This is a genomic window from Gluconacetobacter diazotrophicus PA1 5 (assembly GCF_000021325.1).
Classification (GTDB): Bacteria; Pseudomonadota; Alphaproteobacteria; order Acetobacterales; family Acetobacteraceae; genus Gluconacetobacter; species Gluconacetobacter diazotrophicus.
Window position 1 is genome coordinate 888,562 of sequence record NC_011365.1, and the last position, 23,688, is coordinate 912,249.

Below are 23,688 nucleotides of genomic sequence, written 5' to 3' on the forward strand. Positions count from 1 at the left end.
GCGCATAATCGTTCCCATCATGGCGGATCAGACGGCGGCCCCGGCCACCTGCGGCAGAACGGCGCGCGCGGCCGGGCGTGCCGCCCGCACGGGGCGGACGGACTGGCGGGCGGGGCCCATGACCTCGGTGACGCCATAGAGGAACCACAGCAGCGCGGCCGTCTTGATCGTAAAAACCGAGGCCCCGATGCACAGCGACGTCGCGAAATAGACCGAAATCATGGTTTTCATGATCGCGCTTTCCGGCGTGCGGGACCGGTGGAAGGCGAATACCCCCAGATAGAACAGGGTCAGGATCGCGCCGAGATTGTTCAGCACGTAGGCATAGCCAGTATCGGAGGTATAGACCTGCGAGGGCGCCAGGCCGAACCACTGGCCGATATTCCAATAGTCCAGCAGGCGGCCGGAGAAGATCAGCCGGCCGGACAGGTCGTCCTTGATGATGGCCGGCAGCACGCCGGGCAGTTCGTGCAGGGACCCCAGGACGGTCAGCCCCGTCGCCACGATGACCGGGCAGAGGAAAGCGACCAGCGGCACCCGGCAGAACGGGCTGATGCGCATCAGCAGCATCAGCATGCAGCAGCCGGAGGCAAACCGGGAATCCGCCAGGATGAAGCACAGCACCGCCAGGCCGTAGAGCAGCACGCACCGCCGCCCCGGCTGGTTGCGCGATACGCTGAGGCACCATGCGAACAGGACCGCCGAAAAATTCCCCAGCGAATCCGGCTCCAGGAACAGGGAGGACACACGGTGCGGCCCGAAGATCGACTGGAAGAACGTGCGGCCCGCGCCCGCCCCGCGATTGCCGCTGAGAAACAGGTTGGTGTTGCTGTAATTGACGGTGTCGCTGGAAATCACGCCCTTCTGGACGTAATAATCCCAGATATTGAAAAGGCTGGCGTACATGTCGGTAAAGATCAGTTCGACCATGCCGACCGCCAGGACCAGCGCCGTCAGGATCCAGATCGTGGACCACGCCACGCGCTCGGTCGTCATGCGCCCCAGGACGAAGAAGATATACATGATGCCGACATCATGCACGATCTTGAAGCTGAGGGCCGGATTGACCAGTTTCGCCCCCACCAGGAAGCCGAAGGTCACGGCCATGATCCAGAGCGCGTTCCGGTCCACCTGATGCCGGATCAGGTAGAATCCGGCCGCCATGATCGCGATTTCCACCATGGCGATCTGGGCGTTTCCGATATGCAGCCAGTGCCGGGTCGAAACGAAGCACAACGCCAGGTTGAAGACCGCCCCGGCGAGGACCAGGTATTTCCCCGCCTGCAGGCCGCCGCCGCGGACCTGGATCCGGCCGGCCGACATGATTCCGGCGGTCATCCCTCGCCCTCGCGCCCGGCCGTCAGCGGTGTTGCCAGCCCGACAGTGCCGCGCCACGCCGCTGCCCGGCCATCGCTGGCGGGCAGACGGCGGGCCAGCGCCCGCCCGACATTGTGCAGCGGCAATTCCACCAGGCGATAGGTCACGCTGGATACCGCCAGGGTCACGGCGATGGTCAGCAATGCCAGCATCAGTTGCGTCACGTCCGGATCGGCCAGCAGCGGCCGCAGCCCGACCTGATGCTGCATCAGGTCGAACAGCACCAGAAGGATCGGCAGGTGCAGCAGATAGACGCTGTAGGACAGTTCCCCCACCCATACGGCGGCGCGATGGTTCAGCACCCTGGACGACCGTCCCGACGCGTACAGGTCGCGCACGATGACGAACGCGGCCAACGTTTCGATCACGTCATAGATCTGTTCCGGCACCGCGTGACCGCCCAGGGCGAGGCGATCATAGAGCAGGACCACGACCGCCATGACGGGAATGGCCGGCGCCGCCGCCCAGTCGACCCGGGGCAGCATCGGGATCAGCGCCCCGACCGCGAAGGCCAGGCCGAAATTCAGGCCGATTTCCGATGGCATCGGCACCAGCGCCAGGACGAGGAAACCCGCCAGGGCCCACGGGCGTATACGCACATGGCGCATCGCGATCAGGATGAAGGGGAACAGCACCGAGAAGATCAGTTCGACCCGCAGCGACCACATCGGGCCGTTATAACGCGTGTACGCGCCGACCAGCGCCAGTCCGACATGCGGCACCGACACCGGCGAGCCCAGGTTGCGCGCCAGCCAGTCCACGAAGACCCCGATATCCATCGAGGAACGGACCCGAACCGTCACCACGATGGCGAAGAGAACCGACACCCACAGGAGCGGACAGATGCGGAAGACGCGCTTGATATAGAATCCGGTCAGGGCGGACCAGTCGAACCGCTCCACCCGACGCAGCGACAGCGACAGCACGCAGCCGCTGAGCACGAAGAACAGCAGAACCGCCGCCTGGGCATTGAATGCATAGGTGACGATGTCGTGCACCGCCCGCCCCCACGGCGACCGGGGAACGGGATCGTAACGGATGACCTGGATGACATGACCGACCAGAACGACCAGGCAGGCGATCCCCCGCAGGGACGTCAATTGTCCCAGATAGGATCTTTCCGATCGTGCCTCAAACAGATGGTCCGACATGCAACCGTCCCTCCGCTGGAGAATTTCGCCCGCTGCCATGCATCCGCAAGTACAGGCGTCACACCAATTGACGATTTACGACCGAGATTCTCGATCTTTCAGAATGTTCCATTCAGGACGCAAGACCGAAACGCCGACGATGACGCGCTTGTCATGATCCGCCCCTGGCGGCGGGCGTGTCGGCATTGCCGTCGTCCCCACTTACCCAGAGCATGACGGGACTTGCAAGCGTAACATTGCATGTTTCGGATATTTTCCACTGGAATGAGCAAGCATTGCCCCCGCCATCCCAATGGCATCGTATGGACAAAGAATCGCCTTATTTGTCGCCGGATAAGAGATGGCATATAGCGCCTGGAATTTTTCGATTGAAGGACCTCTCTCCTTTCTTGCATTCCCCGAAACGATCCCCTACAGGTGACGGGGCCACGCGTCGGAGAACGCGGATTTTTGGCCCCGTTCCAAAATCGATATTGCGACTGTTCCCTGCGTTATCAGTAACGAAGAGAGGCAGACCGTACGCATGACCGGATCACTGGTTATATCGGTGCATGATTATCGTTCCCGCCGGAAGGCGAGCGTGCATTTCATCACTGCCGAACTGGCAAAGCGTGGGGAAACCCGCTTCTTTTCCGTAGGCCTCAGCCGTCTGTCGGAACATCGCGGGGACACCCGGGCCGATCTGGCGCCACGCGCCAACCGTGTGGAAACCGTCGATGGCGTCGAATGCTTCCTGTGGCGTACGGCCTGGCACCCGTTCAACATCCGCCGCCCGGCCCTGGCACCGGTCGAGGAATCGATGTTCTGGCTTTATCGCCGGATGATTCCAAGGATTCCAAGGCAGTGGCTTTGCGATGCCGACACGATTTTCATCGAATCCGGCATGGCGCCGGTTTTCATCGAGGATGCACGCCGGCTGAATCCAACGGCCCGTATCGTCTATCTGGCATCGGACGATCTGGACGTCATCGGCTGCGCCGAAACCATAAAGAGACGCTTTCGGGCCAATTTCGACAGCATCGATGCCATACGCCTGCCCTCGCGCCTGCTGCGCGACGGCCTGCCGCACGACCGCACGTCGTTCTATATCCCCCAGGGTATCGACCGCACGATCGCCGAGCGATCCTATCCCAACCCTTACGGCAACCGGCGGAGCTGCGTGTCGATGGGGTCGATGCTGTTCGATGCCTCGTTTTTCACGATCGCGGCGGCGGAATTTCCCGATATCGACTTCCACGTCATCGGCGCGGGCAAGGCCGCGGACGGCCTGTCGGCGCCCAACATCATTATTCACCAGGAAATGCCCTTCCAGCAGACGCTGCCCTTCGTGCAGCACGCGGCCTTCGGGGTGGCGCCGTACCTGGACCGCGACACGCCACGCTATCTGCTCGATACTTCCTTGAAACTTCGGCAATTCGGGCTGTTCGGCATTCCCGCGATCTGTCCCGACTTCGCCATGGGCGACCAGCCGGGACGATACGGATACCGGCCGGGCGACCCGGCATCGATCCGGCAGGCGATCGACGACGCCCTGGCCCATAGCGACCCCATCCGCCCCCAGATGCTGGGCTGGAACGAGGTGGTGGATCGCATCATCACGCCCGAAGCCTATGCCGACACAAGGCTTTAGCCGGAAAGGAAGGACGGATGCTTCAGAGAACCGACAGTATGACGGACCGCCCGACCGTCGGGATCTATCGGACCGAAATCCTGCCGCTGTCCGAAACCTTCGTGCGGGACCAGTCCCTGGCCCTGCGCCGATGGAATCCGGTGATGATCGGCGAACGGCTGGTCGACCGGCTGCCGCTGGAAGGCCTGGCGGCCGAAGCCGCCTATCGCGGACCCGCCACCCTGCCGCAGCGCGCGCGCAGCGTGGTGGCGCGGACGCTGGATCGCGCGCCGCCCGGCCTGACCCGCATCGCCCGGCAGGTTCGCCCGGCGCTGATCCACGCCCATTTCGGCTTTGACGGGGTCGAGGCCTGGCATCTGGCGCGGCGGCTGTCGGTCCCGCTGCTGGTGACGCTGCACGGGTCGGACATCACCACCCACATGGCATGGTTCTCGGCCGGCCGGTCGGGACGGCGGTGGAAGAGCTACCCCAGCCGCCTGCAGAAGCTGGCCCGGCGGCCCGAAGTCAGCTTCGTCGCGGTATCCGGCCACATCCGCGATGCCGCGATTGCCGTGGGCCTGCCGGCCGGGCGGGTCCATGTCCGCCATATCGGCATCGATCCGGACCGTTTCGTCCCACGCGCGCCCACCCCCGGTGCCCGGGCGCCGACCATCCTGTTCCTGGGCAGGCTGGTCGAAAAGAAGGGATGCCGTTTCCTGATCGAGGCCTTCCGCCGCGTGCGCGACCGGATGCCGCAGGCCCGCCTGGTCATCGCGGGCGACGGGCCGGAACGCGCGGCCCTGCAGGACATGGCCGCGCCGCTGGATACGGTCACCTTCACCGGCGCGGTATCGCGCGATCGGGTGCAGGACCTTCTGAACCAGGCCCGCATCTTCTGCCTGCCCAGCGTCACGGCCGTCAGCGGCGACGCCGAGGGCCTGCCGTTGGTGCTGCTGGAGGCACAGGCCAGCGGCGTGCCCGTCGTCACCTCGGCCCGCGGCGGCGTGACCGAGGGGATCGAGGACGGCGAAACCGGCTTCGCCTTTGCCGAACGCGATATCGATGCGCTGACCGACCGGCTTCTGGCGCTGCTGGCGGATGACGGACTGGCGGACCGCATGGGCGCCGCCGGCCGGCGCTTCGTCCAGCGGAAGCATGACATCCGGCTCTGCACGGCGGCACTGGAGGATCTGTACGACGAACTGGCGAGGATCGACGCATGACGAGGACCAGCGCATGACCGGCCGGATCGCCGTTTCCGTCATCATCCCGGTCTACAATGCCGCCCGCTTCGTCGAACGGGCCATCGGGTCCGTCCTGGCGCAGAGCCTGCCGGCGGCGGAAATCCTGGTCGTCGATGATTGTTCGACCGATACGACCCTGGCGGTGGTCGAGGCCCTGGCGCTGCGCCACCCCCACATCCGCCCGCTGCGCATGGCGCGGAACGGCGGGCCGGCGGCGGCGCGCAATATGGGCATCGCCCACGCCACGGGCGACTGGATCGCGATCCTCGACGCGGATGACGCCTATGCGTCCGACCGGCTGGACGCGATGGCGGACATGGCGGCGCAGGACCCGGCGGCCGACATCCTGGCGGACGACCTGCTCTATTACGACGCTGTGGCCGGGCAGGTGACGGGACGCGCCATGGGACCGCGCGCCATGCCGCCGCCACCGGTAACGCTGGACGACTATCTGGCCCATAACCTGGCCGACGGGCGGGGCGTGGACTGGGGGTTGCTGAAGCCCGTCATCCGGCGCGACCTGCTGGTCCGATCGGGTATCCGCTATCCCGTCGGGCAGCGCCATGGCGAGGACTTCACCTTCATGGTGACGCTGCTGCTGCACGGGGCGCGGATGCGGATCCTGGACACGGCGCATTACCTCTACACCCAGCGCGAGGGCACGATCAGCCGTCGGGCGTCGGACATGACGCGCACGACGATCGCCTACGGCGCGCTGGCGCAGGCGGCGATCGACCTGGCGGACGCCCCCGCGATCCGTGCGGATCCCCGGCTGACGGCGATGCTTCTGGCACGGGCCGAAGGGCTCAGGCGGCTGGATGACGCCCATTTCTTTTCGCAGGCGATCCGGCGCGGAGCGGTCGGCGCCCTGGCGGCGCGGGCCGTGAAACGCCCGTCTTTTGTACCGCGCATGGGGTGGCAGATCGGGCGCGCGATGCAACGCCGGGTCGCGCAATGGCGTTCGGCATGACCGGCGGCGCCCCCCATGGACCCATCATGAAGCAGAGGAGTGGATCATGCAGATCGCAATGATTGGCGGCGGGTACGTCGGACTGGTGTCCGGCGCCTGCTTCGCCGAATTCGGCACCAACGTGGCCATCGTCGAAACCGACCCGGACCGCCTGGCGGCGCTGCGCGAGGGCCGTATCCCGATTTACGAACCGGGCCTGGACAAGCTGGTGGCCGACAACGTGGCCGCCGGACGCCTGACCTTCGGCGACAATATCGAACAGGCGGTCCAGGGAGCGGAGGCGATCTTCATCGCGGTGGGCACCCCCACCCGGCGCGGCGACGGGCATGCCGACCTGCGCTATGTCTATGCCGCGACGGAACAGATCGCGAAATGCATGAAGGATTATGCCGTCGTCGTCACCAAGTCGACGGTGCCGGTCGGGACGGGACGCCAGGTTTCCGACCTGATCCGCCGGGTACGGCCGGACCTGGATTTCGACGTCGCCTCCAATCCCGAATTCCTGCGCGAGGGCAACGCCATCGGCGATTTCATGCGCCCCGATCGCGTGATCATCGGCACCGACACGACCAAGGAAGGGGGTGCGCACCGTGCGATGGAGATCATGCGCCGGCTCTACCGCCCGCTGTACCTGATCGAGGCCCCGATCCTGTTCACCAGCCTGGAAACCGCGGAACTGGCCAAATATGCCGCCAATTCCTTCCTGGCCATGAAAGTCACCTTCATCAACGAGATCGCGGACCTGTGCGAAAAGGTCGGGGCCGATGTCCACGACATTGCCCGCGGCATCGGACTGGACAACCGGATCGGCCGCAAGTTCCTCCACCCGGGCCCCGGCTTCGGCGGCTCGTGCTTCCCCAAGGACACGCTGGCGCTGGTCCACATCGCCCAGGACGCGGGCTCGCCCATGCGGCTGATCGAAACGACGGTGGACATCAACGATACGCGCAAGACCCGCATGGCCCACCGCATCGTCGCGGCCTGCGGCGGGTCCGTGGCCGGCCTGACGATCGGGGTGCTGGGGCTGACCTTCAAGCCCGAGACAGACGACATGCGCGCGGCATCGTCCATTCCCATCCTGCATCACCTGGCCGGCGCGGGTGCGACGCTGCGCGCGTTCGACCCGGCGGGAATGGAGGCCGCCCAACCGCTGTTGCCCGAGGAAGTCGTCTATTGCCATGACGCGCTGAACGCCGCGACGGGGGTCGATGCCCTGGTGGTGCTGACCGAATGGAACGAATTCCGCGCCCTGTCGCCCGCCCGGCTGCGCGAACTGATGAAAGGCGACGTCATCGTCGACCTGCGCAATGTCTGGGAACCCAAGGCCATGCGCGACCATGGTTTCCAATACGAATCAATCGGCCGCCCCCTGATCGAAGGCCCCGTGCGGAAATAACGGGCCACGACGGCGCCCCGATGCCCCTGCGAAATCGGGGCACCGGGGGGCCGAGGCAAGACATCGTTCATTTCTTCTGCCTACATCACGAGTTTATAAAATATTTTACACAAAACGCTGGACACCGCCATCTTTCCGCCTCTAGTCTTGACATGCTTCGAAATTTTCCACCCGGCCCCTCGTGGGCCTGGATTTACGCGTGTGCCTTGGGCATCACGTTTATGTCTTGATGCCGAACCGGGGTTTCCGGAACTCCACGGAAGACATTTTATCGACGCATCAGCCTTTTACGATCGATATCGCCGAGCGGAGCACGCCCGGCCTGTCTGATCGACGCGACGGAACCCAGGCGGTGTGGACGTCCGCGCGTACAGACCGGGCGGCTTCGGCCTGATTGAGAAATTCGTGAACTTTTTGACATACGCGTCTTAAAAAAGACTTTTTTCAGATCATAACATTTCGAAACGGTAAAACGGTCGACAGTGAGCGCTTGCCCGATGGAGATCTTCGCATGAGCGAGTGGTATGGCCAGTTGCAGGATTCGATCGGTCTTTCGACCGATCCGATCACATACAAGACGCCTTCGGCCAGGATCGCCGAACCCGGGACCTATCCTTATTATCATTCCGTTCTGGCCGGGATGATAACCAGCGTAGATACCCTGGCGATTCTGGCCGCCACGTTCATCGGCGCCTCCGTCGAACCGGCGATCATCCACCAGGACTGGCGGGTGGCGCAGCCGCTGGCGGACCTGATGTCGGCGCTGGGGTTCCTGATGCTCCCCAAGAACCGCCGTTTGCTTCATGTCCCTACGGTACAGGATTTTTCGGCACAGGTCCGCTATCTGACGCCGCCGCTTCTGGCCGGGGCGCTGCTGCACGTCATCGTCCTGTACATGCTGCATCATCCCATCGTGCCGTCGTTCGAACTGGCGCTGACGTGGCTGGCTTTTTCGACCGGCGTGCTGGCGGTGGTGCGCGGAACCGAAACGGTGCTGCTGTCCCGGCCGGCAATCGCAAACCAGCTGGCACGCAACGTGGCCGTCGTCGGCAGCGACGACGCCGCCATCAGGCTGGCCGCCCGCATCGGGGAGGAGGCCGGATCGACCTATCGCATGATCGGCGTATTCGACGACCATGACACCGCGCTGGACCCCACCGCCACCACCGGCACGCTGGACGACCTGATCGAGCGCAGCCGCGAAACCCCGCTGCATGCGATCATTCTGGCCATTCCCCCCAGTACCGATCCGATCGACCATGTAGCCGAAATCAACTGGCGGCTGCGCAGCGTTCTGGCGGACGTCTATGTGCTGCCCAATATCGTGCATGGCATCGACGTCCTGCTGCCGATCGAACGGCTGGGGCCGTTCGCGCTGCTGGTCCTTCAGCGTCGCCCGCTGTCGGACTGGCAGATCGTCAAGAAGACGGTCCTGGACGTCTTCCTGGGCGCAATCGCCCTGGTGATGCTCGCGCCGCTGATGGCGGCGGTCGCGATCACGATCAAGGCGACCTCGCCCGGTCCCGTCTTCTTCCGGCAGCCGCGCCTGGGGTTCAACAACCGGACCTTCATGGTCTTCAAGTTCCGCACGATGTTCACCGACAAGTCGGACATGATGGCCGCGCGCCAGACCGCGCGGGACGATCCGCGCGTGACCCCCATCGGCAAGTGGCTGCGCAAGCTGAGCATCGACGAGCTGCCGCAATTGCTGAACGTTCTTCGCGGCGAGATGTCGCTGGTCGGTCCCCGCCCGCACGCGCCGCACACCCGCGCGGCCGGCATGCTGCTAGACGATGCGCTGGCGGAATATGTCATCCGCCACCAGGTCAAGCCCGGCATTACCGGATGGGCGCAGGTCAACGGCGCGCGCGGCCAGTTGGTCACGCTGGACGATCTGCGCCGCCGCGTCGAACTGGACCTGGAATACATGCAGAGATGGTCGCTGCGCTTCGATCTGAAGATCCTGATGCTGACCGTGGTGCGAGAGGTCTTCAGCCGTCATGCCTTCTGACGCCATCGCTCCCTTCGCCCCTGCCCCCCTCACCCCGACGCAGGCCGACGAACTGCGCGTAATGGGGCTGCGCCTGCTGGACATTCCTCGCCAGGACCTGGCCGGGCAGGTCATCCAGGCCACCCGCCGCCATGCGAAGATGCTGATCGTGAACGCCAACGCGCACTGCATCGTGCTGTCACAGCGCCAGCACTGGCTGCGCGACCTGTTCGACCGCGCCGACATCACCTTCTGCGACGGCGCGGGGGTGCAACTGGCGTCGCTGTTCCTGATCGGGCGGCGTCCCCATCGCACCACCCCTCCGGAATGGATCGGACCGGTGCTGGAGGCCCTGGGCCCCGATGCCTCGCTGTTCTGGCTGGGGGGCGAGCAGTCCGTGGCCGAAGCCGCCGCGCGCGCCTACGAACAGCGTTACGGCGTGCGTACGGCCGGAGTACGCGACGGGTTTTTCGACGCGCGCCCCGGCTCGGCCGAATCGGAGGAGATCGTCCGGCAGATCAACGCAGCGCGCCCGAACCTGCTGCTGGTCAACATGGGCATGCCGCGGCAGGAACGATGGCTGTACGACAATTGGGACCGCCTGGCGCCCACGGTCGCCATCACGGCGGGCGCGCTGGTCGATCATGCCGCCGGACGGGTCCGCCGGCCGCCACGCTGGGTGGCCAACCTGGGACTGGAATGGCTTGTCAGATTATCGCGCGAACCGAAACGACTGTGGCGTCGTTATCTGATCGGCCTGCCGATCTTCGGGTTTCACGTCCTGCGCTGGAAGATCAGCCCCGAACGGAGCCCGCGCGATGACCGCTAGAACCGACACCTGGCCCCGGCCGGTGCCTGCCATGAGCGATGCCGACATGAACCATGCTCCCTTCCACGACGTCAGCATGGGCGACCCCCTGCCGACGATGATTCCACCGCGCGACGGCCGGGCCATTCTTCTGCATGGCATGCGGCTGATCCGTCGCTATCGCACGCTGTTCCTTGCCGTGGGCGCGGGGACGTTCCTGGCGGGCAGCGGCGCGACGCTGATGCTGAAACGCACCTACATGGCCACCGCGACCGTCGTCGTGTCGCCCGCCAGCACCGACCCGGTCAACCAGAACGCCCAGCCGAACGACCGGCTGGACGATGACGAACTGGCGACGCAGGCCGGCATGCTGCAGTCGCGCGACGTGGCCGAGGCCGTGCTGCGCGCCCTGCCGCCGCCGCCCGCGCCGCCGGGCTTCAGCCTGCGCGCGGCCCTGTGTACCCACGCCCACCTGCTGTGCGCGCCGGCGAAACCCATCAGCCCCGAGGACGCACGGCAGGCGCAGGTGGACCAGCTTCTGGCCGCCGTCACGGTGGTGCCGGGCGTCCATTCGCGCATCATCAACATCAGCGTCAACGCCGCCGACGGACAGCGCGCGGCCGACCTGGCCAATATGTTCGTGACCGCATACCAGCAGATCGCCCTGGACCGGCAGCGCGCCGACCTGAACCGCACGGCGGGTTGGGTCGACGGGCGGACGGGGCAGTTGCGCCAGCGCTGGCTGGAGGCCGCGACCAAGGCCAGCACGTTCAACGCCGCGCACAAATTGTCCAATACCGGCGACGGATCGGGCAACGGCCCGCTGATCGACCGGCAGATGTCGGAAACCGCCATCGGCCTGACGCAGGCGCAGAACCGCCTGGCCGCCGCCGAGGCCCGGGCCGACGCCCTGGCCCGCGCCAGCGCGCGGGGCGAAAGCCGCGCCCTGGTCGCGCTGACCCAGCAGCCGATCCTGGTGGCCACCGCCAATACGCTGGCGCAACTGGAAAGCACCCGGACCCAGAAGGCCGCCGCCATGGGGCCGCATCACCCCGACCTGGCGGGCCTGGACCAGCAGATCGCGGCAACCCGCGCCAGCCTGGCCACCGAGACCCAGGCCGCCCTGGCCTCGATCAACGAGGACGTGGTGTCCGCGCGGGCCGAGGTCGCGCAACTGAGCCGCAATCTGGACCAGTTGCGCCAGGAAGCCAGCATCCAGGGCTCGCCGCAGGCCGAATACCGCATGCTGGACCAGGAGGCGCAGAGCGCGCGCGACGTGTACGAGGCCTTCCTGGGCCGGTCGAAGGAAATGGTCGACCGGGTGGCGCTGCTGCAGGCGCCGGTCGCCTTCGTCTCGCACGCCACGGCCCCGGACGCGCCCACCTTCCCCAATCGCAAGAAGCTGCTGATGGGCGTGATCGTCCTGTCGGTGGTGGCGGCGGCGGGCTCGGTGTTCCTGCGCGACCTGCTCTCGCCCGGTTTCGGGGAAATCGAACAGTTGCGCGCCGCGATCGGCCTGCCGCTGCTGACCGCCATTCCCCGCATTCCGGCGCGCAACGGGCGCGCGGTCCGCAGCCACGTGCTCGATGCCCCCTTCTCGCCGGCCAGCGAGGCGGTACGCAGCCTTCTGGCGCAATTGTCACTGTCCGCCCCCCTGACCGGGCGGGGGCGGGTCATCACCGTCGCCTCGGCTTCGGGCGGCGACGGCAAGAGTTCGCTGGCCTACTGGCTGGCGGTGCTGGCCCGCACCGGCGGCCAGCCCGTCCTGGTCATCGACGGCGACCATCGCGAGGGAACCCGCCGCGGCGGCACGCCCGTCCCCCATGGGCTGACCGAACTGCTGTCCGGCGCGGCGTCGGTCACGGACGTGGTGCGTCACGACGCGGAAACCGGCGTCGATTTCATCTCGGCCGGCGCGCCCTGCATGCTTTCGTTCGACACGGCGGAAATCGCGCGCCTGCGCACCCTGCTGAAGGATATCAGCCGGTCGTACAACCTGATCATCATCGACAGCCCGCCACTGCAGAACATGCCCGACGGGCTGGTCTACGGCGCCGTCGCGGACCAGACCGTCTTCGTCTGCCGCTGGCTGCGGACCTCGCGCAGCGCTGTCCTGTCGTCGATCGAGCGGCTGCGGTCCTACGGGGCGCAGGTTTCGGGCGTCGTGGTGTCGATGGCCGAGGCCTCGGCCTCGGCGTTCCCCGGCGCGCATTATCGCGGCGAAACGACGCGACGCATCGCCCTGAATTACGATTCCTGAGGGACGCACATTGAAAGTCCTGCATATCGTCCGCCAGTTCAACCCGTCGGTCGGCGGCCTGGAAGATTCAGTCCTGAACCTTGCACGCATCCAGCGCGACCTGCTGGGGATCGACGCCACGGTCCTGACCCTGGACCGGGTGTTCGGCGCCCCGGACCGGCTGCCCGCGACCGACATCGTGCAGGGCGTGCCGGTCCGCCGTATCGCCTGGCGCGGGTCCACCCGCTATCCGCTGGCCCCCGGCGTGCTGCGCCACCTGGGTGACGCCACGATCGTGCATGTGCACGCCATCGATTTCTTTTTCGATTTCCTGGCCGCGACACGCTGGCTGCACGGGCGCACGCTGGTGGCCTCGACCCATGGCGGGTTCTTCCATACCAGCGCGCTACGCGCGATCAAGACGATGTGGTTCCGGACCGTGACCCGCGCGTCCCTTCACGCCTATGCCCGGATCGTGGCATGCAGCCACAGCGACGCGCGGATGTTCGAGCCCATCGCGGGCACGCGCCTGCTGACGATCGAGAACGGCATCGACCAGCGAAAATTCCGCGCCGCCGCCGCCGTCGATCCCACCCGGACGATCGTCAGCTTCGGCCGGTTCGCGCGTCACAAGCAGATCGACCTGCTGTTTCCGCTGCTGGCGCGCCTGCGCGCGGGCGGCGGGGACTGGCGGCTGATCGTGGCCGGCCGCCCCGCCGACCAGTCGGAGGCCGACCTGGCCGCCGCCGCCCGCGCCGCCGGCGTGGCCGATGCGGTGCGCTTCGTCATCGCGCCGTCCGACGACGAACTGAAAACCCTTTTCAGTCAGGCGAGTTATTACGGGTGCCTGTCCCGGCACGAAGGTTTCGGCCTGGCGGCGGTCGAGGCGCTGTCGGCGGGACTGATCCCGGTGCTGAGCGATATCGTCCCCTTCCGCCGCCTGGTCGGGCAGACCGGCATGGGCATCATCCGGCCGGCCGATGACGTGGACGGGCTGGCAGAGGAGATGCTGGCGCTTCATGCGCGCGGCGACGAGGCACTGCGCAGCCTGCGCACGCACGCGATCAGGGAGTCAGCCCATTATGACTGGAACGATGTCGCCCGCCGCTATACCGACATGTACGGGACGGTGCTGATGTCCGCCGGCAAGAATCCAGCCCCCCCGATCTCGCTGGACACGGCGCAAGGGGGCTCCCTGTCCTGAAAGCCCGCTTGTATATGCGCTCCTCCCGCCGTCCGGCGGTACTGGCCACGCTGGCGATGGCGACGATGGCGGCAGGAAGCCATCCGGCCCGGGCCCAGTTGATCGCGCAATATTTCCCATCGGACCTGCCGGGCTACGCATCGTCCGACCAGGCCGATTCCGTCGTCATGCGCCAGTTGCTGGGCCAGCAGCCGACGGGAATTCCACTGGGCAGCTTCATCGTGCGTCCATCCGCCGCGCTCAACGCCGGGTACAACACCAATACGCTGGCCACCCCGCATACCCAGAGCGCGGAATTCGAGATGGATGGCGGCCTGAAGATCAATTCGAACTGGTCCCGCCACGCGCTGGGCATCTTCGCCAACGTCAGCGACCGCCGCTTTCCCCAGATCCCGGTCGCCAACTACACAAACTGGGCGACCGGGGCGGGCGGGTTGCTGAACCTGGGAAACGACACGCTGTCGCTGGGATATACGCATTACCTGATGCACCTGTCGTCGATGGACCTGGGCAATTTCGGCGTATCGCGCCCGGTGCCCTACGCCGCCGACGATGTGCGCCTGACCTATACCAAGCTGTTCGGCCGATTCAGCCTGATTCCGTCCGCGATCTTCGAGAACTATTCATTCGGCCGGGCCACGGGCGGGGGATTCGATACCAACTACGACAGCCTGAGCCATCGGCTGGAGACCGGATCGCTGACCTCGCGCTTCGAAATATCCACCGGCAATGCGGCGGTCATGATCCTGCGCGGATCGACGGCGCAATTCGTCACGACCCCGGGCGGCACCCCCAACGACTACGTCGATGGCGCGGCCTTCGCGGGCCTGGACCTGAATACGGATTCGCCCGTCCGCTACCGGCTGCTGGCGGGGGGCGAGACGCGCCATTTCACCCGCAGCGCGGCACCGTCCGTCACCACCCCCACCTTCGAGATCGATACGATCTGGACGCCGACGCGGCTGGATACGGTCAGTGTCTTCTTCTATCGCCGGATCCTGGACCCTGCCTCGCCCTTCGCGCGCAACCAGACGGTGACGGACGGGCGCATCCAGGTCGATCACGAATTGCGGCGGAATATCTTCCTGCGCGGCTATGCCGAGGGCGGCATGAGCCAGACCGGGCAGACCGTCCAGGGAACCCGGTCCCGCACGCAGACCCTGTTCAAGTTCGGCGTTTCCGCGAACTGGAAGGTCAACCGCACGGTCACGGCCAGCCTGTCCTACAGCCACGTCAACGACTACGCCCACGGGGGTGCTGCGCCCGACCCGCTCTTTGCCGACCAGAGATCGACTTTCGCCAGCAATTATATCGCACTCGGGGTCAGCTTCGCCGAATGACCCGTGCCATGACCGGAGGATAATGATGACCGCGCCGACGCACCGCCCGCCCCACACGGACTGCCGCCCCGCGATCCGCCGTCGCGCGCACCCCCATCGCGCACGGCCCCATCGCACACGTCTGGGTGCCGGAATGCTGGTGGTGGCGCTGTCCGTCCTGGGCGGCTGTGCCCCGGGCAGCGACCTGGCCCCGCTGCCGCCGCCGGCCAGCACGGCCTATCGCCTGGGGGCGGGCGACCAGTTGCGGGTCCTGACCTATAACGACCTGCAGCTCAGCAATACGTTTACCGTTGGGGATAACGGGCAGATCGCCTTTCCGCTGATCGGCTCGGTCGCCGCCGCCGGGCTGACGACGCATGACCTGGCGTCCACGATCGCAGGGCGGCTGAGCAGCAGCGGCATCCTGACGCACCCCAGCGTGTCGGTCGAGATCGTACAGTATCGTCCCATCTTTGTGCTGGGCGAAGTCGCGCATCCGGGCCAGTATCCCTACATGCCCGGCATGACCACCCTCAGCGCCGTGGCGCTCGCCGGCGGATACACCTATCGCGCGATCACCGATTACGCGGGCGACGTGCGCAGCGACCCGGGGGGCCATGCGGTCGAGGGACGGGTGAAGCGCGATTCCATGCTGCAGCCCGGCGACGTCATCACAATCTATGAACGGTATTTCTAAGACCCCTTGCAATCTCGCCGCAAGACGCAACGTCGGACGGACGGGCCGCTCAAGCAGGGAGCATGTGCCATGCCACGCGGGGACAAATCCACCTATACCGACAAGCAGAAGCGACAGGCCGACCATATCGCCGAAGGCTACGAGGATCGCGGCATCGGCGAAAAGGAAGCCGAACGCCGGGCCTGGGCGACCGTGAACAAGAAAACCGGCGGCGGCAAGAAGAGCGGCTCGGGACGCGGGCATGCGGTCTCGCATGAACCGTCACGCAAGGGCGGACGGACCGGCGGCGCCGCGTCGGCCAGCCGCTCGGACTCGGCCCGGTCGGCTTCTGCACAGAAAGCCGCCGAAACCCGCCGCCGGCATGAGACACATTGAGACGAGAGGCTGACGCCCGTCCGGGATGGTCTTCGGGCAGTCAGGATGGCCGCCCGAAGACCCGGCGCAATTCGTCCTTCGCGCGTTCCAGGATCCGGCGGCGCGGCGCTGGAAGCGCCCTGCCCGCCCGGTTGATGTAGAAGACCAGCATGGACATGGCCGAGCGAAATGGGTCTGTCTTGCGACGGGTGCTGGCCTCGGCCGAATGTTTCAGGGATTCCGCGATATGATGCGGATCGCCGGATGTGAAGATATCCGGCTCCAGGTCCAGCGCATCGCTCGTCCGGTTGACGTCGGCCGACCAGCGTTGTCCGCCGGCATCCCGCTTCTTCGTCCGTTTTCCGCGCATCGCCCGTCTCCCTCCGCCGATCGGTGCTCAGCGGCTGTTTCAAAACGCCGCGGGATCGCCGCAAGCGGCGCTTCGGAAACAGCCCCTCAATTTTGTTTCGGATGATAATGCCTGTACGTCCGCATCAGGCTCGGCACGAATTCCCGGACAATGCTCTTGATGCCGAGCGCCTGCCCGCTCATGCGAAGCCGGAAATTATCCAGCATATTCCTCATGACCTGCACGGGATAGGTCTCGTCGAAATACCTCAGAAGGTCGCCTTCTCCCAGCTTTTCATGCAGGAACGACCCTATGGGGGGCGCCATGTCTTTCCAATATCCCATCCTGACGATGGCATTATTGAACAAATGGATCGTGATGGCGTCCCGGCAGGCCTCGGCGCATTCGTCCCGGAATTCCGGCAGCAATACCTTGTAGATATCGTAATGGGGAATGGGATAGAACACGGCCATGTCCGTGAACCCCGACGGGTTCATCTGCTCGAACAGAATGCGCGTCAGAAGCAATGGACCAGTTTCTCCCCATCTCAGCGTCCGGTCCATGCTCTTCATCGTTTCATCTATAAGATGTCTCAATATCGGAACATTTTCGATATAAAGAATCGCACCGTTGATGGTCCTGTCGTCCTCCAGCGGAACGATGGCCGGCTTGTCGAATATCTTGTCGTCCGACATCATCAGGACGTCCATGTCGACCCAGGCCAAGCCCGTCTTCATCATGCGGTAGCGAAAAATATCCGAAAAATGTCCCATATGCGGCGCACCGTCATAATAGAAACGCGAGGACAGTTCAGGCGATACGATCGATTGGGCGCCGGCGTTCCTGACTCCATCCGGAAGATCGGCAAGGGGTCCGAAGGAAAACAGCGTCACGTCATGGCCTCGGGACGCGAACGAAGCAAGGCATGCCCTTTCGAGACCCGATAGAGCCATTCCATGCCAGAATGTTCCGAATCCCCGGCCTGGGAAATGTGTCCTGCCCATTTGGTAATCCCCTTGACGCCGGGCGACGGTAACTTGACGCCATCGGAAGGGTTCCTTGCGAGATCACCAGTACGCGAGATTAACGCGCGGGCGGGACCCTTTTGGTCCCGCCCTTGCCGGATGTCAGGTCTTGCCGTGGCTGTGCTGCCCACCCTTCCGGCCGGCTTCCGCCGCCCGTTCCGGATCTTCGGCGAAATTTCCCGCATTGTGCTGGGTTCCGCCCTTATGTCCGGTCTCGGACGATTTGTCCGACTCGCGTGCGGAACTTCCCGAACTGTGCTGGCCGCCCTTGTGTCCTGCCTCGGACGCTTTTTGGGGATTATTGGCAAAGTTGCCGGGATTGTGCTTGGCGCCGCTGCCACCGCTTTTGTCAGCCTGCGCCAGGACGAAGGCGAGTTCGCCTTCGATTGCCTTGATGATGTAAGCCATGATTTCGGTCCTCCAGGAGATCGCCTCGATATCGGCAGATCTCTGTCTTTCCTCAATTCCTATCAGGATTTTTCACGAGGAAAATGTCCCGGACCGACCAGTCCGGGATGGAGTCAACGACGTGTCGGGGCATGAGTTCCTGCGCCGGATTCGATTGCTGGTCCGGAACCGGAACCGCAAAAAGCGGTTCCATGACAGGCAACTCGTCCCGGCCCGCCAGGGCGCCGACGCCCGGAGGGGTCCCCATGCACGAAGGCTTGATCAGCGAACCGACATTTTCCTTCTCCCGCCTGGAAGCCGTCCTGGACTGTCTGGAGGCCGAAGCATCGGCCAACGACCCGGCCGCCGCGTTCCCCGGCGAAGGAATGGCGACCCTGGCGCGCCTCGGCGTGACGGCCCTGCCGCTGCCCCGGTCGTCCGGTGGACGGGGGTGGGGGACCGAGGCAGGGGGCGAACCGGCCCTGCTGCATCTGCTGCGCCTGACCGGACGGGCCAGCCTGGCCCTGGGCCGGCTGCTGGAGGGCCACGTGAATGCCGTCCGGCTGGTCACGCGGTATGGCGGACCGGAACAGACGCGGCGCCTGGCCACCGCCATCCATGCCGGCGCACTGCTGGGCGTATGGACGTCCGACGGGCCGGTCCCCGTCCGCATGACCGTGGACCGGGACCGGGTCAGCCTGACGGGCGGAAAATCCTTCACCTCCGGCGCGCTGCATGTCACCCACCCGCTGATCACCGCGACCGACCCGGAAGGGGTATCCCGCATGATCCTGGTCCCGTTGGGCGCGGACCGGCGGGCCGTGTCGTCCATCGGCGGCCTGACGGGCATGCGGGGCGCCGAAACCGGCCGGTGCGACCTTGACGGCCTGACGCTATCCACCGCATCGCTGATCGGGCAGGCCGGCGACTATCTGCGACAGCCCGAATTTTCCGCCGGTGCGTGGCGCGGCATGGCCGTGGCGCTGGGCGGGATGGACCGGCTGGTGGACCTGTTGCGGCAGCAGCTCGTGGCCCGGTCCCGCGACGGCGATCCGCATCAGCGGACCCGCATCGGCGAAGCCCTGATAGCCCGCGAAACCGCCTTCTTCTGGACGCGCCGCGCGGCACTGGCCGCCGGCGAGCCGGACATGGACCCCGGCGACGTCGCGCAGACGGTCAACCTGGCGCGCCTGGCCGTGGAACACGCGGCCCTGCACATCATCGAACGGGTGCAGCGCGGCCTGGGGCTGTCGGCTTTCGTGCAGACCAATCCCGTCGAGCGCGTCCTGCGCGACCTGGCAACCTATCTGCGGCAACCGGCCCCCGACGAGACGCTGGTCGACGCAGCCGGATGGTTCACGGACCGCGACCCGCCACAACCCGAAAGCACGGAACCCGGATATCCGTCATGAAGGCCGGCCGCCTGCAGCACGCATTCCGCGGCCTGCCTGTCAGGAAACTGGCGGACATCGTGCCGGGCCGGGCGCTGATCCTGGCACCGCATCCCGATGACGAAAGCCTGGGCTGCGGCGGCCTGATCGCCGCGTGCTGTGCCGCCGGCCGGCCGCCGGCCGTCGTCATCATCACCGACGGCGCCGCCTCGCATCCCGCATCCCGCGCATGGCCCGCGCCGCGCCTGAAACGCCTGCGCGAGGCCGAGGCCACGGAGGCCGCGCGGCGACTGGGGCTGGATGCGGAATGGTTGACCTTTCTCGGCCTGCCGGACGCGGCGGCCCCCCATGACGGGCCCGCCTTCGACGCCGCGCTGGACCGCCTGGCCGACATCGCGCGGCGGCAGGGCTGCACGACGATCCTGGCCCCGTGGCGCCACGACCCGCATTGCGATCATGAAGCCACCTGGAAAATGGGCGTAGCCCTGCACCGGCGCCTGGGCATCGCGCTGCTGGCCTATCCGGTATGGGGCTGGACCATCGCCCCGGATACCGAGCTGGACTGCACGGAGGCCACCGGAATGCGCCTGGACATCAGCGCCTATCGCGATGCCAAGCGACAGGCCATCCTTGCCCATCGCAGCCAGTACGGCGGTCTGATCACCGACGATCCGCAGGGCTTTCAATTGCCCCCGGACCTTCTGTCGGCGTTCGAGACCGCCTTCGAGACATTCCTGACGCCGGACCTGTAGGGGCAGGGTCAGATATTGCCCATGACGGCCAGAATCACGAGGATCAGCAGGATCAGCCCCAGGCCGCCCGCCGGATAGTATCCCCACCCGCCGCTATATGGCCATGTCGGCAGGGCCCCGATCAGCAACAATACGACAATCACAAGTAATATCAGTCTCATTGAATCGTCCTCCGATACGGCAGATGATGGCGCAAGGCAGGACGGAACCATCCGCAGGACAGTCTGCCCGACAGATTCAAACGCATCGTGCCGAAAAAGGATGCCGGTCCCGCCACGGGCACGGCGCAACCCCCTGCCCCGCCCCGTGTTATGATGGCATGAGGGGTCGATCGAATGCGGAGCCTGCCGTGTCCAGCGCGTCGGCTGCTTGCCCCGTCGTCGTGGCGATACCGGTTCGGGACGAAGAGGACCGCATCGCACCCTGCCTGTACGGCCTGGCCACGCAGACGGGGCGGACCGTCGATCATGTCGTCCTGCTTCTGAACAACTGCACGGACCGGACGGCGGCGCGCGTGGACGACCTGGCCCCCGTGCTGCCCTTCGGATTGACCGTCGCCCATCGCATCTTTTCCCCGGCCGTCGCCCATGTCGGCACCGCGCGGCGGGAAGCCATGGAGATCGCGGGCCGCATCGCGGGGCCGGACGGCATCCTGCTGACGACGGATGCCGACGGGGTCGTCGCCCCGGACTGGATCAGCCAGACCTTCGCGGCCTTCGATACCGGTGTGGATGTCGTCTGCGGCCGCGCCGAGATCGACCCCGAGGAGGCACGCGCCATACCGGCGTACCTTCACCGGCAGGAGGCCGAGGAAATCGCCTACGGCACCCTGCTGGACAGGCTCTATCACCTGCTCGATCCCGACCCCCATGATCCCTGGCCGCGTCATACCGAACATTCGGGTGCCAGCATCGCCGTCACGGCGCGGGCCTGGCGCCGGGCGGGCGGCATTCCGCCCCAGCCGCTGGGCGAGGATCGCGGCTTCATGGCGGCCCTGCGCCGGATCGACGCGCCGATCCGCCACGCCCCCGGCGTGACCGTCACCGTTTCCGGCCGCCTGGCGGGCCGCGCAAGGGGCGGTATGGCGGATACGATGGCCCGGCGCGTGATCCGCCAGGACAGCCGACTGGACGACGCGCTGGAACCGGCGGCGGACTGCCTGCGCCGTGCCATGGCCCGGGCGGCCCTGCGCAGGCTGCGCGACCTGTCGGTATGCGGCCGGGACCGTGCCGATACGGCGCGGCAGCTTGCGGACATGCTGCGCATTCCGGCCGATGCCCTGGCACGCCCCTTGGCCGGGCACACCTTCGGCGCGGCATGGGAAAGCCTGGAACGATGCAGCCCGTCGCTGCACCGGCGGCGGGTGCTGCGATGCGATCTGGCCGAGCAACACGCCATGGCGCAGGCCATGATAGACGATCTTGTCATGGGGATGGGGCATGGACGTTCGGTCGCGTAAGCCGGCGATGGTCGAAACCTGGCCCACGGCCCTGTTCGAGGATCTGTACCGGGCCGATCCCGACCCCTGGCGCGTGACGACATCGGCCTACGAGCGGCGGAAATACGCCACGACGCTCGATCATGTGGGACGCGGCCCGTTCGGGCTGGCGCTGGAACTGGGGTGCGCGATCGGGATCATGAGCCGCGCCCTTGCCGCACGATGCGACCGCCTGGTCGCGGTGGACACGGCCGCCACGGCCCTGGACCACGCCCGACGCCATTGCGCGGACTGCAACCGGATCACCTTTCACCGCGCCTTCCTGCCGGCGGAATTTCCGGCCCTGCGTCCGGGCTCCTGCGATCTGGTGGTGATATCGGAGCTGCTCTATTTCCTCTCGCCGGCCGACATCCGCCGCCTGGCGGACCGGGTTCTCGCCGTGCGGCGGCCCGGCGGTCCGATCGTGCTGGCCAACTGGACGGGGCCGACCGATACGCCGTGCGGCGGCGATGACGCCGCCGCCCTCTTCGTCGCGCGCTGCCGCGACCGGGGGCTGGCCGTGACCGTCACCGCGTACCATGACGGCTACCGGCTGGACCGGTTATCCTGACCCCTTGTCCTGCCCCCCTTATCCTGACTTCGGCCGTCGGCGACGGCCGGCGCATCCCGCAGGTCCCAGGTTTCCCTGCGCATCAGCAGGACCACGACGCTGACCCCGACCACGACGCTGCTGGCCGCCAGAACAGGCTTTATGCCGACCGCACGGGCCAGGAAGCCGCACATGGCGTAGCTCAGCGGTGTCAGGCCTTGCGCGACCAGGCCGAACAGGGCGTTGATCCGCGATAACGCCTCCTCGGGCACCTGCCGTTGAATGGTGGTCTGCGCGACCAGGTTCAGGATCACGATCCCCGCGCCAAAGGCGACGCCGCCCAGGGCCAGGTAGGGAACCGACGCCTGCGCGGCCAGCAGGACCAGCGGAATCACCAGGACGGCAGCCGCCGTTTCATAAAGCACCAACGGACGGGAAACATGCCAGAACAGGCTGACGCCCCCACCGAAAATGCCGCCGATGCCGATGGCCGAGGAAATGATGCCCCAGGACTGGGCGCCACGCACCACATGGGCCAGTGAGACGGGGCCGAGGATCAGGAACGGCGCGAACGCCGCCAGATTCAGGAACCCGTATTGCGCCGTCATAAGGATCAGCCATCGCCGCTGATGGAACTCGCGCAGGCCGGCCAGCAACTGGGTCTGGAACGGTGCGGTCGCCCGGCGCGCCGGGCGCAGGGTACTTATCGCCGTCAGGCAGATGGCGCTGATGGCATAGGTCACCGCGTCGCAGCCGATCGCGATCGGTGCGCTGCCGATCGCAACCAGCATGCCGCCCAGCGACGGCCCCAGTATCGCGGTGATCGAGCCGGAAAGACTGAGCAGGCTGTTGACGCGGCGCAGATCCTCGGGCCGCGCCAGAACCGGAATCAGGCCGCTTTCCGCAGGGCCGTAGAATGCGTTGCCGACCCCGACCAGCGTGACCAGGCCGATCAGCACGGCGACCGAGGGATGGGCACCCGCCATCAGGATCGCGGTCAGACCCTGGCTGGCACAGCGCAGCAGGTCCGCGCCCACCATCAGGGACCGCCGCACCCACCGGTCCGCGATCGCCCCCGCCGGAACCATCAGCACCACGACCGGGGCCGCCTGCGCGGCCAGGACCAGGCCCAGGATCGATGCCGAATGCCCGTGCGACAGCACCGCGAACGTCAACGCGACCGATACCATGGCCGATCCCAGCGTCGAGGCACTGGTGGCAACGAAAAACAGGATGAAATTGCGTGTCTGCCAAAAGCGCCGGCCACGATCGGCATCGGTCGGACCGGGCTGCTGCGTCACATGCATCTCCGTGGAAGAACCCATACACCCGGCCCCCGGAATGGGGACGATATCGGGCATAACGGTTCAACCGACAGCGGAGGTTCCTCGTCTTTCTG

Annotated in this window: 22 protein-coding genes; 15 read left to right on the forward strand and 7 right to left on the reverse strand. The window is 66.3% G+C overall.

Translation table 11 applies throughout. The features are described 5' to 3' along the window. Positions 1-27 precede the first annotated feature (27 nt). Both GDIA_RS03835 and GDIA_RS03840 read right to left on the reverse strand, forming a co-directional pair. Positions 28-1,323, reverse strand: coding sequence for a polysaccharide polymerase (locus GDIA_RS03835; protein ID WP_244455095.1), 1,296 nt, complete (start codon positions 1,321-1,323; stop codon positions 28-30). An 11-nt stretch (positions 1,324-1,334) separates the two neighbouring features. Further along, entirely contained in the window at positions 1,335-2,528 is a 1,194-nt protein-coding gene (locus GDIA_RS03840) for an acyltransferase family protein (protein ID WP_012553342.1), read from the reverse strand. A gap of 580 nt (positions 2,529-3,108) precedes the next feature. Here GDIA_RS03840 and GDIA_RS03845 point away from each other — a divergent pair. From GDIA_RS03845 to GDIA_RS03895, 11 genes are all read left to right on the forward strand, one after another. Beyond that, entirely contained in the window at positions 3,109-4,158 is a 1,050-nt protein-coding gene (locus GDIA_RS03845; protein ID WP_244455096.1) for a GumK N-terminal domain-containing glycosyltransferase, read from the forward strand. Positions 4,159-4,175: 17 nt separating this feature from the next. Next, on the forward strand, positions 4,176-5,360 hold the full coding sequence (locus tag GDIA_RS03850) for a glycosyltransferase (protein WP_012226561.1): 1,185 nt from the start codon (positions 4,176-4,178) through the stop codon (positions 5,358-5,360). Between the two features lie 13 nt (positions 5,361-5,373). After that, positions 5,374-6,351, forward strand: coding sequence for a glycosyltransferase family 2 protein (locus GDIA_RS03855; protein ID WP_012553344.1), 978 nt, complete (start codon positions 5,374-5,376; stop codon positions 6,349-6,351). Between the two features lie 46 nt (positions 6,352-6,397). Further along, positions 6,398-7,747 carry a UDP-glucose dehydrogenase family protein gene (locus GDIA_RS03860; RefSeq protein ID WP_012553345.1) on the forward strand — a complete coding sequence of 450 codons (1,350 nt, stop codon included), beginning with the start codon at positions 6,398-6,400 and terminating at the stop codon, positions 7,745-7,747. 511 nt (positions 7,748-8,258) lie between these two features. Further along, a complete protein-coding gene (locus GDIA_RS03865; protein ID WP_231854108.1) occupies positions 8,259-9,758 on the forward strand; it encodes an exopolysaccharide biosynthesis polyprenyl glycosylphosphotransferase in 1,500 nt (499 codons plus the stop codon). Next, the gene (locus tag GDIA_RS03870) at positions 9,748-10,566 is read left to right on the forward strand and encodes a WecB/TagA/CpsF family glycosyltransferase (RefSeq protein ID WP_012553346.1); all 819 of its coding nucleotides are present in this window, start codon (positions 9,748-9,750) and stop codon (positions 10,564-10,566) included. Before GDIA_RS03865 ends, GDIA_RS03870 begins: the two co-directional genes overlap by 11 nt. Beyond that, positions 10,556-12,805: a GumC family protein gene (locus GDIA_RS03875; RefSeq protein WP_012553347.1), complete on the forward strand. Its 2,250-nt coding sequence runs from the start codon at positions 10,556-10,558 to the stop codon at positions 12,803-12,805. Before GDIA_RS03870 ends, GDIA_RS03875 begins: the two co-directional genes overlap by 11 nt. Positions 12,806-12,815: 10 nt before the next feature. Next, positions 12,816-13,988 carry a glycosyltransferase family 4 protein gene (locus tag GDIA_RS03880; protein ID WP_012553348.1) on the forward strand — a complete coding sequence of 391 codons (1,173 nt, stop codon included), beginning with the start codon at positions 12,816-12,818 and terminating at the stop codon, positions 13,986-13,988. A gap of 14 nt (positions 13,989-14,002) precedes the next feature. Further along, on the forward strand, positions 14,003-15,328 hold the full coding sequence (locus GDIA_RS03885; protein ID WP_012553349.1) for an outer membrane beta-barrel protein: 1,326 nt from the start codon (positions 14,003-14,005) through the stop codon (positions 15,326-15,328). Between the two features lie 22 nt (positions 15,329-15,350). Continuing rightward, positions 15,351-16,004 (forward strand): polysaccharide biosynthesis/export family protein, encoded by a 654-nt coding sequence (locus tag GDIA_RS03890; RefSeq protein ID WP_012226570.1) that lies wholly within the window; start codon positions 15,351-15,353, stop codon positions 16,002-16,004. Between the two features lie 69 nt (positions 16,005-16,073). Next, a complete protein-coding gene (locus GDIA_RS03895) occupies positions 16,074-16,379 on the forward strand; it encodes a hypothetical protein (protein WP_012553351.1) in 306 nt (101 codons plus the stop codon). 40 nt (positions 16,380-16,419) lie between these two features. Here GDIA_RS03895 and GDIA_RS03900 read toward each other — a convergent pair whose 3' ends face one another. The 3 genes from GDIA_RS03900 to GDIA_RS03910 all read right to left on the reverse strand — a co-directional run bounded on the left by GDIA_RS03900 (position 16,420) and on the right by GDIA_RS03910 (position 18,140). Continuing rightward, positions 16,420-16,728, reverse strand: a complete 309-nt coding sequence (locus GDIA_RS03900; protein ID WP_012226572.1) for a DUF3175 domain-containing protein — start codon at positions 16,726-16,728, stop codon at positions 16,420-16,422. 86 nt (positions 16,729-16,814) lie between these two features. Beyond that, on the reverse strand, positions 16,815-17,600 hold the full coding sequence (locus tag GDIA_RS03905) for a hypothetical protein (RefSeq protein ID WP_012553352.1): 786 nt from the start codon (positions 17,598-17,600) through the stop codon (positions 16,815-16,817). Between the two features lie 234 nt (positions 17,601-17,834). After that, positions 17,835-18,140, reverse strand: coding sequence for a con-10 family general stress protein (locus GDIA_RS03910; RefSeq protein ID WP_012553353.1), 306 nt, complete (start codon positions 18,138-18,140; stop codon positions 17,835-17,837). 245 nt (positions 18,141-18,385) lie between these two features. Here GDIA_RS03910 and GDIA_RS03920 point away from each other — a divergent pair, with 245 nt between their 5' ends. Both GDIA_RS03920 and GDIA_RS03925 read left to right on the forward strand, forming a co-directional pair. Beyond that, entirely contained in the window at positions 18,386-19,531 is a 1,146-nt protein-coding gene (locus GDIA_RS03920) for an acyl-CoA dehydrogenase family protein (protein ID WP_012553354.1), read from the forward strand. After that, a complete protein-coding gene (locus GDIA_RS03925; protein WP_012553355.1) occupies positions 19,528-20,262 on the forward strand; it encodes a PIG-L deacetylase family protein in 735 nt (244 codons plus the stop codon). Before GDIA_RS03920 ends, GDIA_RS03925 begins: the two co-directional genes overlap by 4 nt. An 8-nt stretch (positions 20,263-20,270) precedes the next feature. On the opposite strand, the gene GDIA_RS18325 is transcribed toward GDIA_RS03925, so the two are convergent. After that, positions 20,271-20,423 carry a DUF3309 family protein gene (locus tag GDIA_RS18325; protein ID WP_012553356.1) on the reverse strand — a complete coding sequence of 51 codons (153 nt, stop codon included), beginning with the start codon at positions 20,421-20,423 and terminating at the stop codon, positions 20,271-20,273. A 188-nt stretch (positions 20,424-20,611) separates the two neighbouring features. Between GDIA_RS18325 and GDIA_RS03930 the strand changes: the two genes are divergently transcribed. Together GDIA_RS03930 and GDIA_RS03935 are read left to right on the forward strand one after the other, a co-directional pair. Next, on the forward strand, positions 20,612-21,721 hold the full coding sequence (locus GDIA_RS03930; protein ID WP_012553357.1) for a glycosyltransferase family 2 protein: 1,110 nt from the start codon (positions 20,612-20,614) through the stop codon (positions 21,719-21,721). Beyond that, positions 21,702-22,310 (forward strand): class I SAM-dependent methyltransferase, encoded by a 609-nt coding sequence (locus GDIA_RS03935; protein ID WP_012553358.1) that lies wholly within the window; start codon positions 21,702-21,704, stop codon positions 22,308-22,310. Before GDIA_RS03930 ends, GDIA_RS03935 begins: the two co-directional genes overlap by 20 nt. Here the strand turns inward: GDIA_RS03935 and GDIA_RS03940 are convergent. Continuing rightward, positions 22,286-23,596, reverse strand: coding sequence for an MFS transporter (locus GDIA_RS03940; protein ID WP_144880067.1), 1,311 nt, complete (start codon positions 23,594-23,596; stop codon positions 22,286-22,288). The genes GDIA_RS03935 and GDIA_RS03940 overlap by 25 nt on opposite strands. Positions 23,597-23,688: the final 92 nt, after the last annotated feature.

Bases quoted from the DNA above. Each gene is read 5' to 3' on its own strand.
- GDIA_RS03840 (WP_012553342.1), bottom strand. From the start codon at position 2,528: ATGTCGGACCATCTGTTTGAGGCACGATCGGAAAGATCCTATCTGGGA.
- GDIA_RS18325 (WP_012553356.1), bottom strand. From the start codon at position 20,423: ATGAGACTGATATTACTTGTGATTGTCGTATTGTTGCTGATCGGGGCC.
- GDIA_RS03925 (WP_012553355.1), top strand. From the start codon at position 19,528: ATGAAGGCCGGCCGCCTGCAGCACGCATTCCGCGGCCTGCCTGTCAGG.
- GDIA_RS03855 (WP_012553344.1), top strand. From the start codon at position 5,374: ATGACCGGCCGGATCGCCGTTTCCGTCATCATCCCGGTCTACAATGCC.
- GDIA_RS03835 (WP_244455095.1), bottom strand. From the start codon at position 1,323: ATGTCGGCCGGCCGGATCCAGGTCCGCGGCGGCGGCCTGCAGGCGGGG.
- GDIA_RS03940 (WP_144880067.1), bottom strand. From the start codon at position 23,596: ATGCATGTGACGCAGCAGCCCGGTCCGACCGATGCCGATCGTGGCCGG.
- GDIA_RS03900 (WP_012226572.1), bottom strand. From the start codon at position 16,728: ATGCGCGGAAAACGGACGAAGAAGCGGGATGCCGGCGGACAACGCTGG.
- GDIA_RS03935 (WP_012553358.1), top strand. From the start codon at position 21,702: ATGGACGTTCGGTCGCGTAAGCCGGCGATGGTCGAAACCTGGCCCACG.
- GDIA_RS03920 (WP_012553354.1), top strand. From the start codon at position 18,386: ATGCACGAAGGCTTGATCAGCGAACCGACATTTTCCTTCTCCCGCCTG.
- GDIA_RS03865 (WP_231854108.1), top strand. From the start codon at position 8,259: ATGAGCGAGTGGTATGGCCAGTTGCAGGATTCGATCGGTCTTTCGACC.
- GDIA_RS03910 (WP_012553353.1), bottom strand. From the start codon at position 18,140: ATGGCTTACATCATCAAGGCAATCGAAGGCGAACTCGCCTTCGTCCTG.
- GDIA_RS03875 (WP_012553347.1), top strand. From the start codon at position 10,556: ATGACCGCTAGAACCGACACCTGGCCCCGGCCGGTGCCTGCCATGAGC.
- GDIA_RS03885 (WP_012553349.1), top strand. From the start codon at position 14,003: ATGCGCTCCTCCCGCCGTCCGGCGGTACTGGCCACGCTGGCGATGGCG.
- GDIA_RS03870 (WP_012553346.1), top strand. From the start codon at position 9,748: ATGCCTTCTGACGCCATCGCTCCCTTCGCCCCTGCCCCCCTCACCCCG.
- GDIA_RS03850 (WP_012226561.1), top strand. From the start codon at position 4,176: ATGCTTCAGAGAACCGACAGTATGACGGACCGCCCGACCGTCGGGATC.
- GDIA_RS03895 (WP_012553351.1), top strand. From the start codon at position 16,074: ATGCCACGCGGGGACAAATCCACCTATACCGACAAGCAGAAGCGACAG.
- GDIA_RS03860 (WP_012553345.1), top strand. From the start codon at position 6,398: ATGCAGATCGCAATGATTGGCGGCGGGTACGTCGGACTGGTGTCCGGC.
- GDIA_RS03890 (WP_012226570.1), top strand. From the start codon at position 15,351: ATGATGACCGCGCCGACGCACCGCCCGCCCCACACGGACTGCCGCCCC.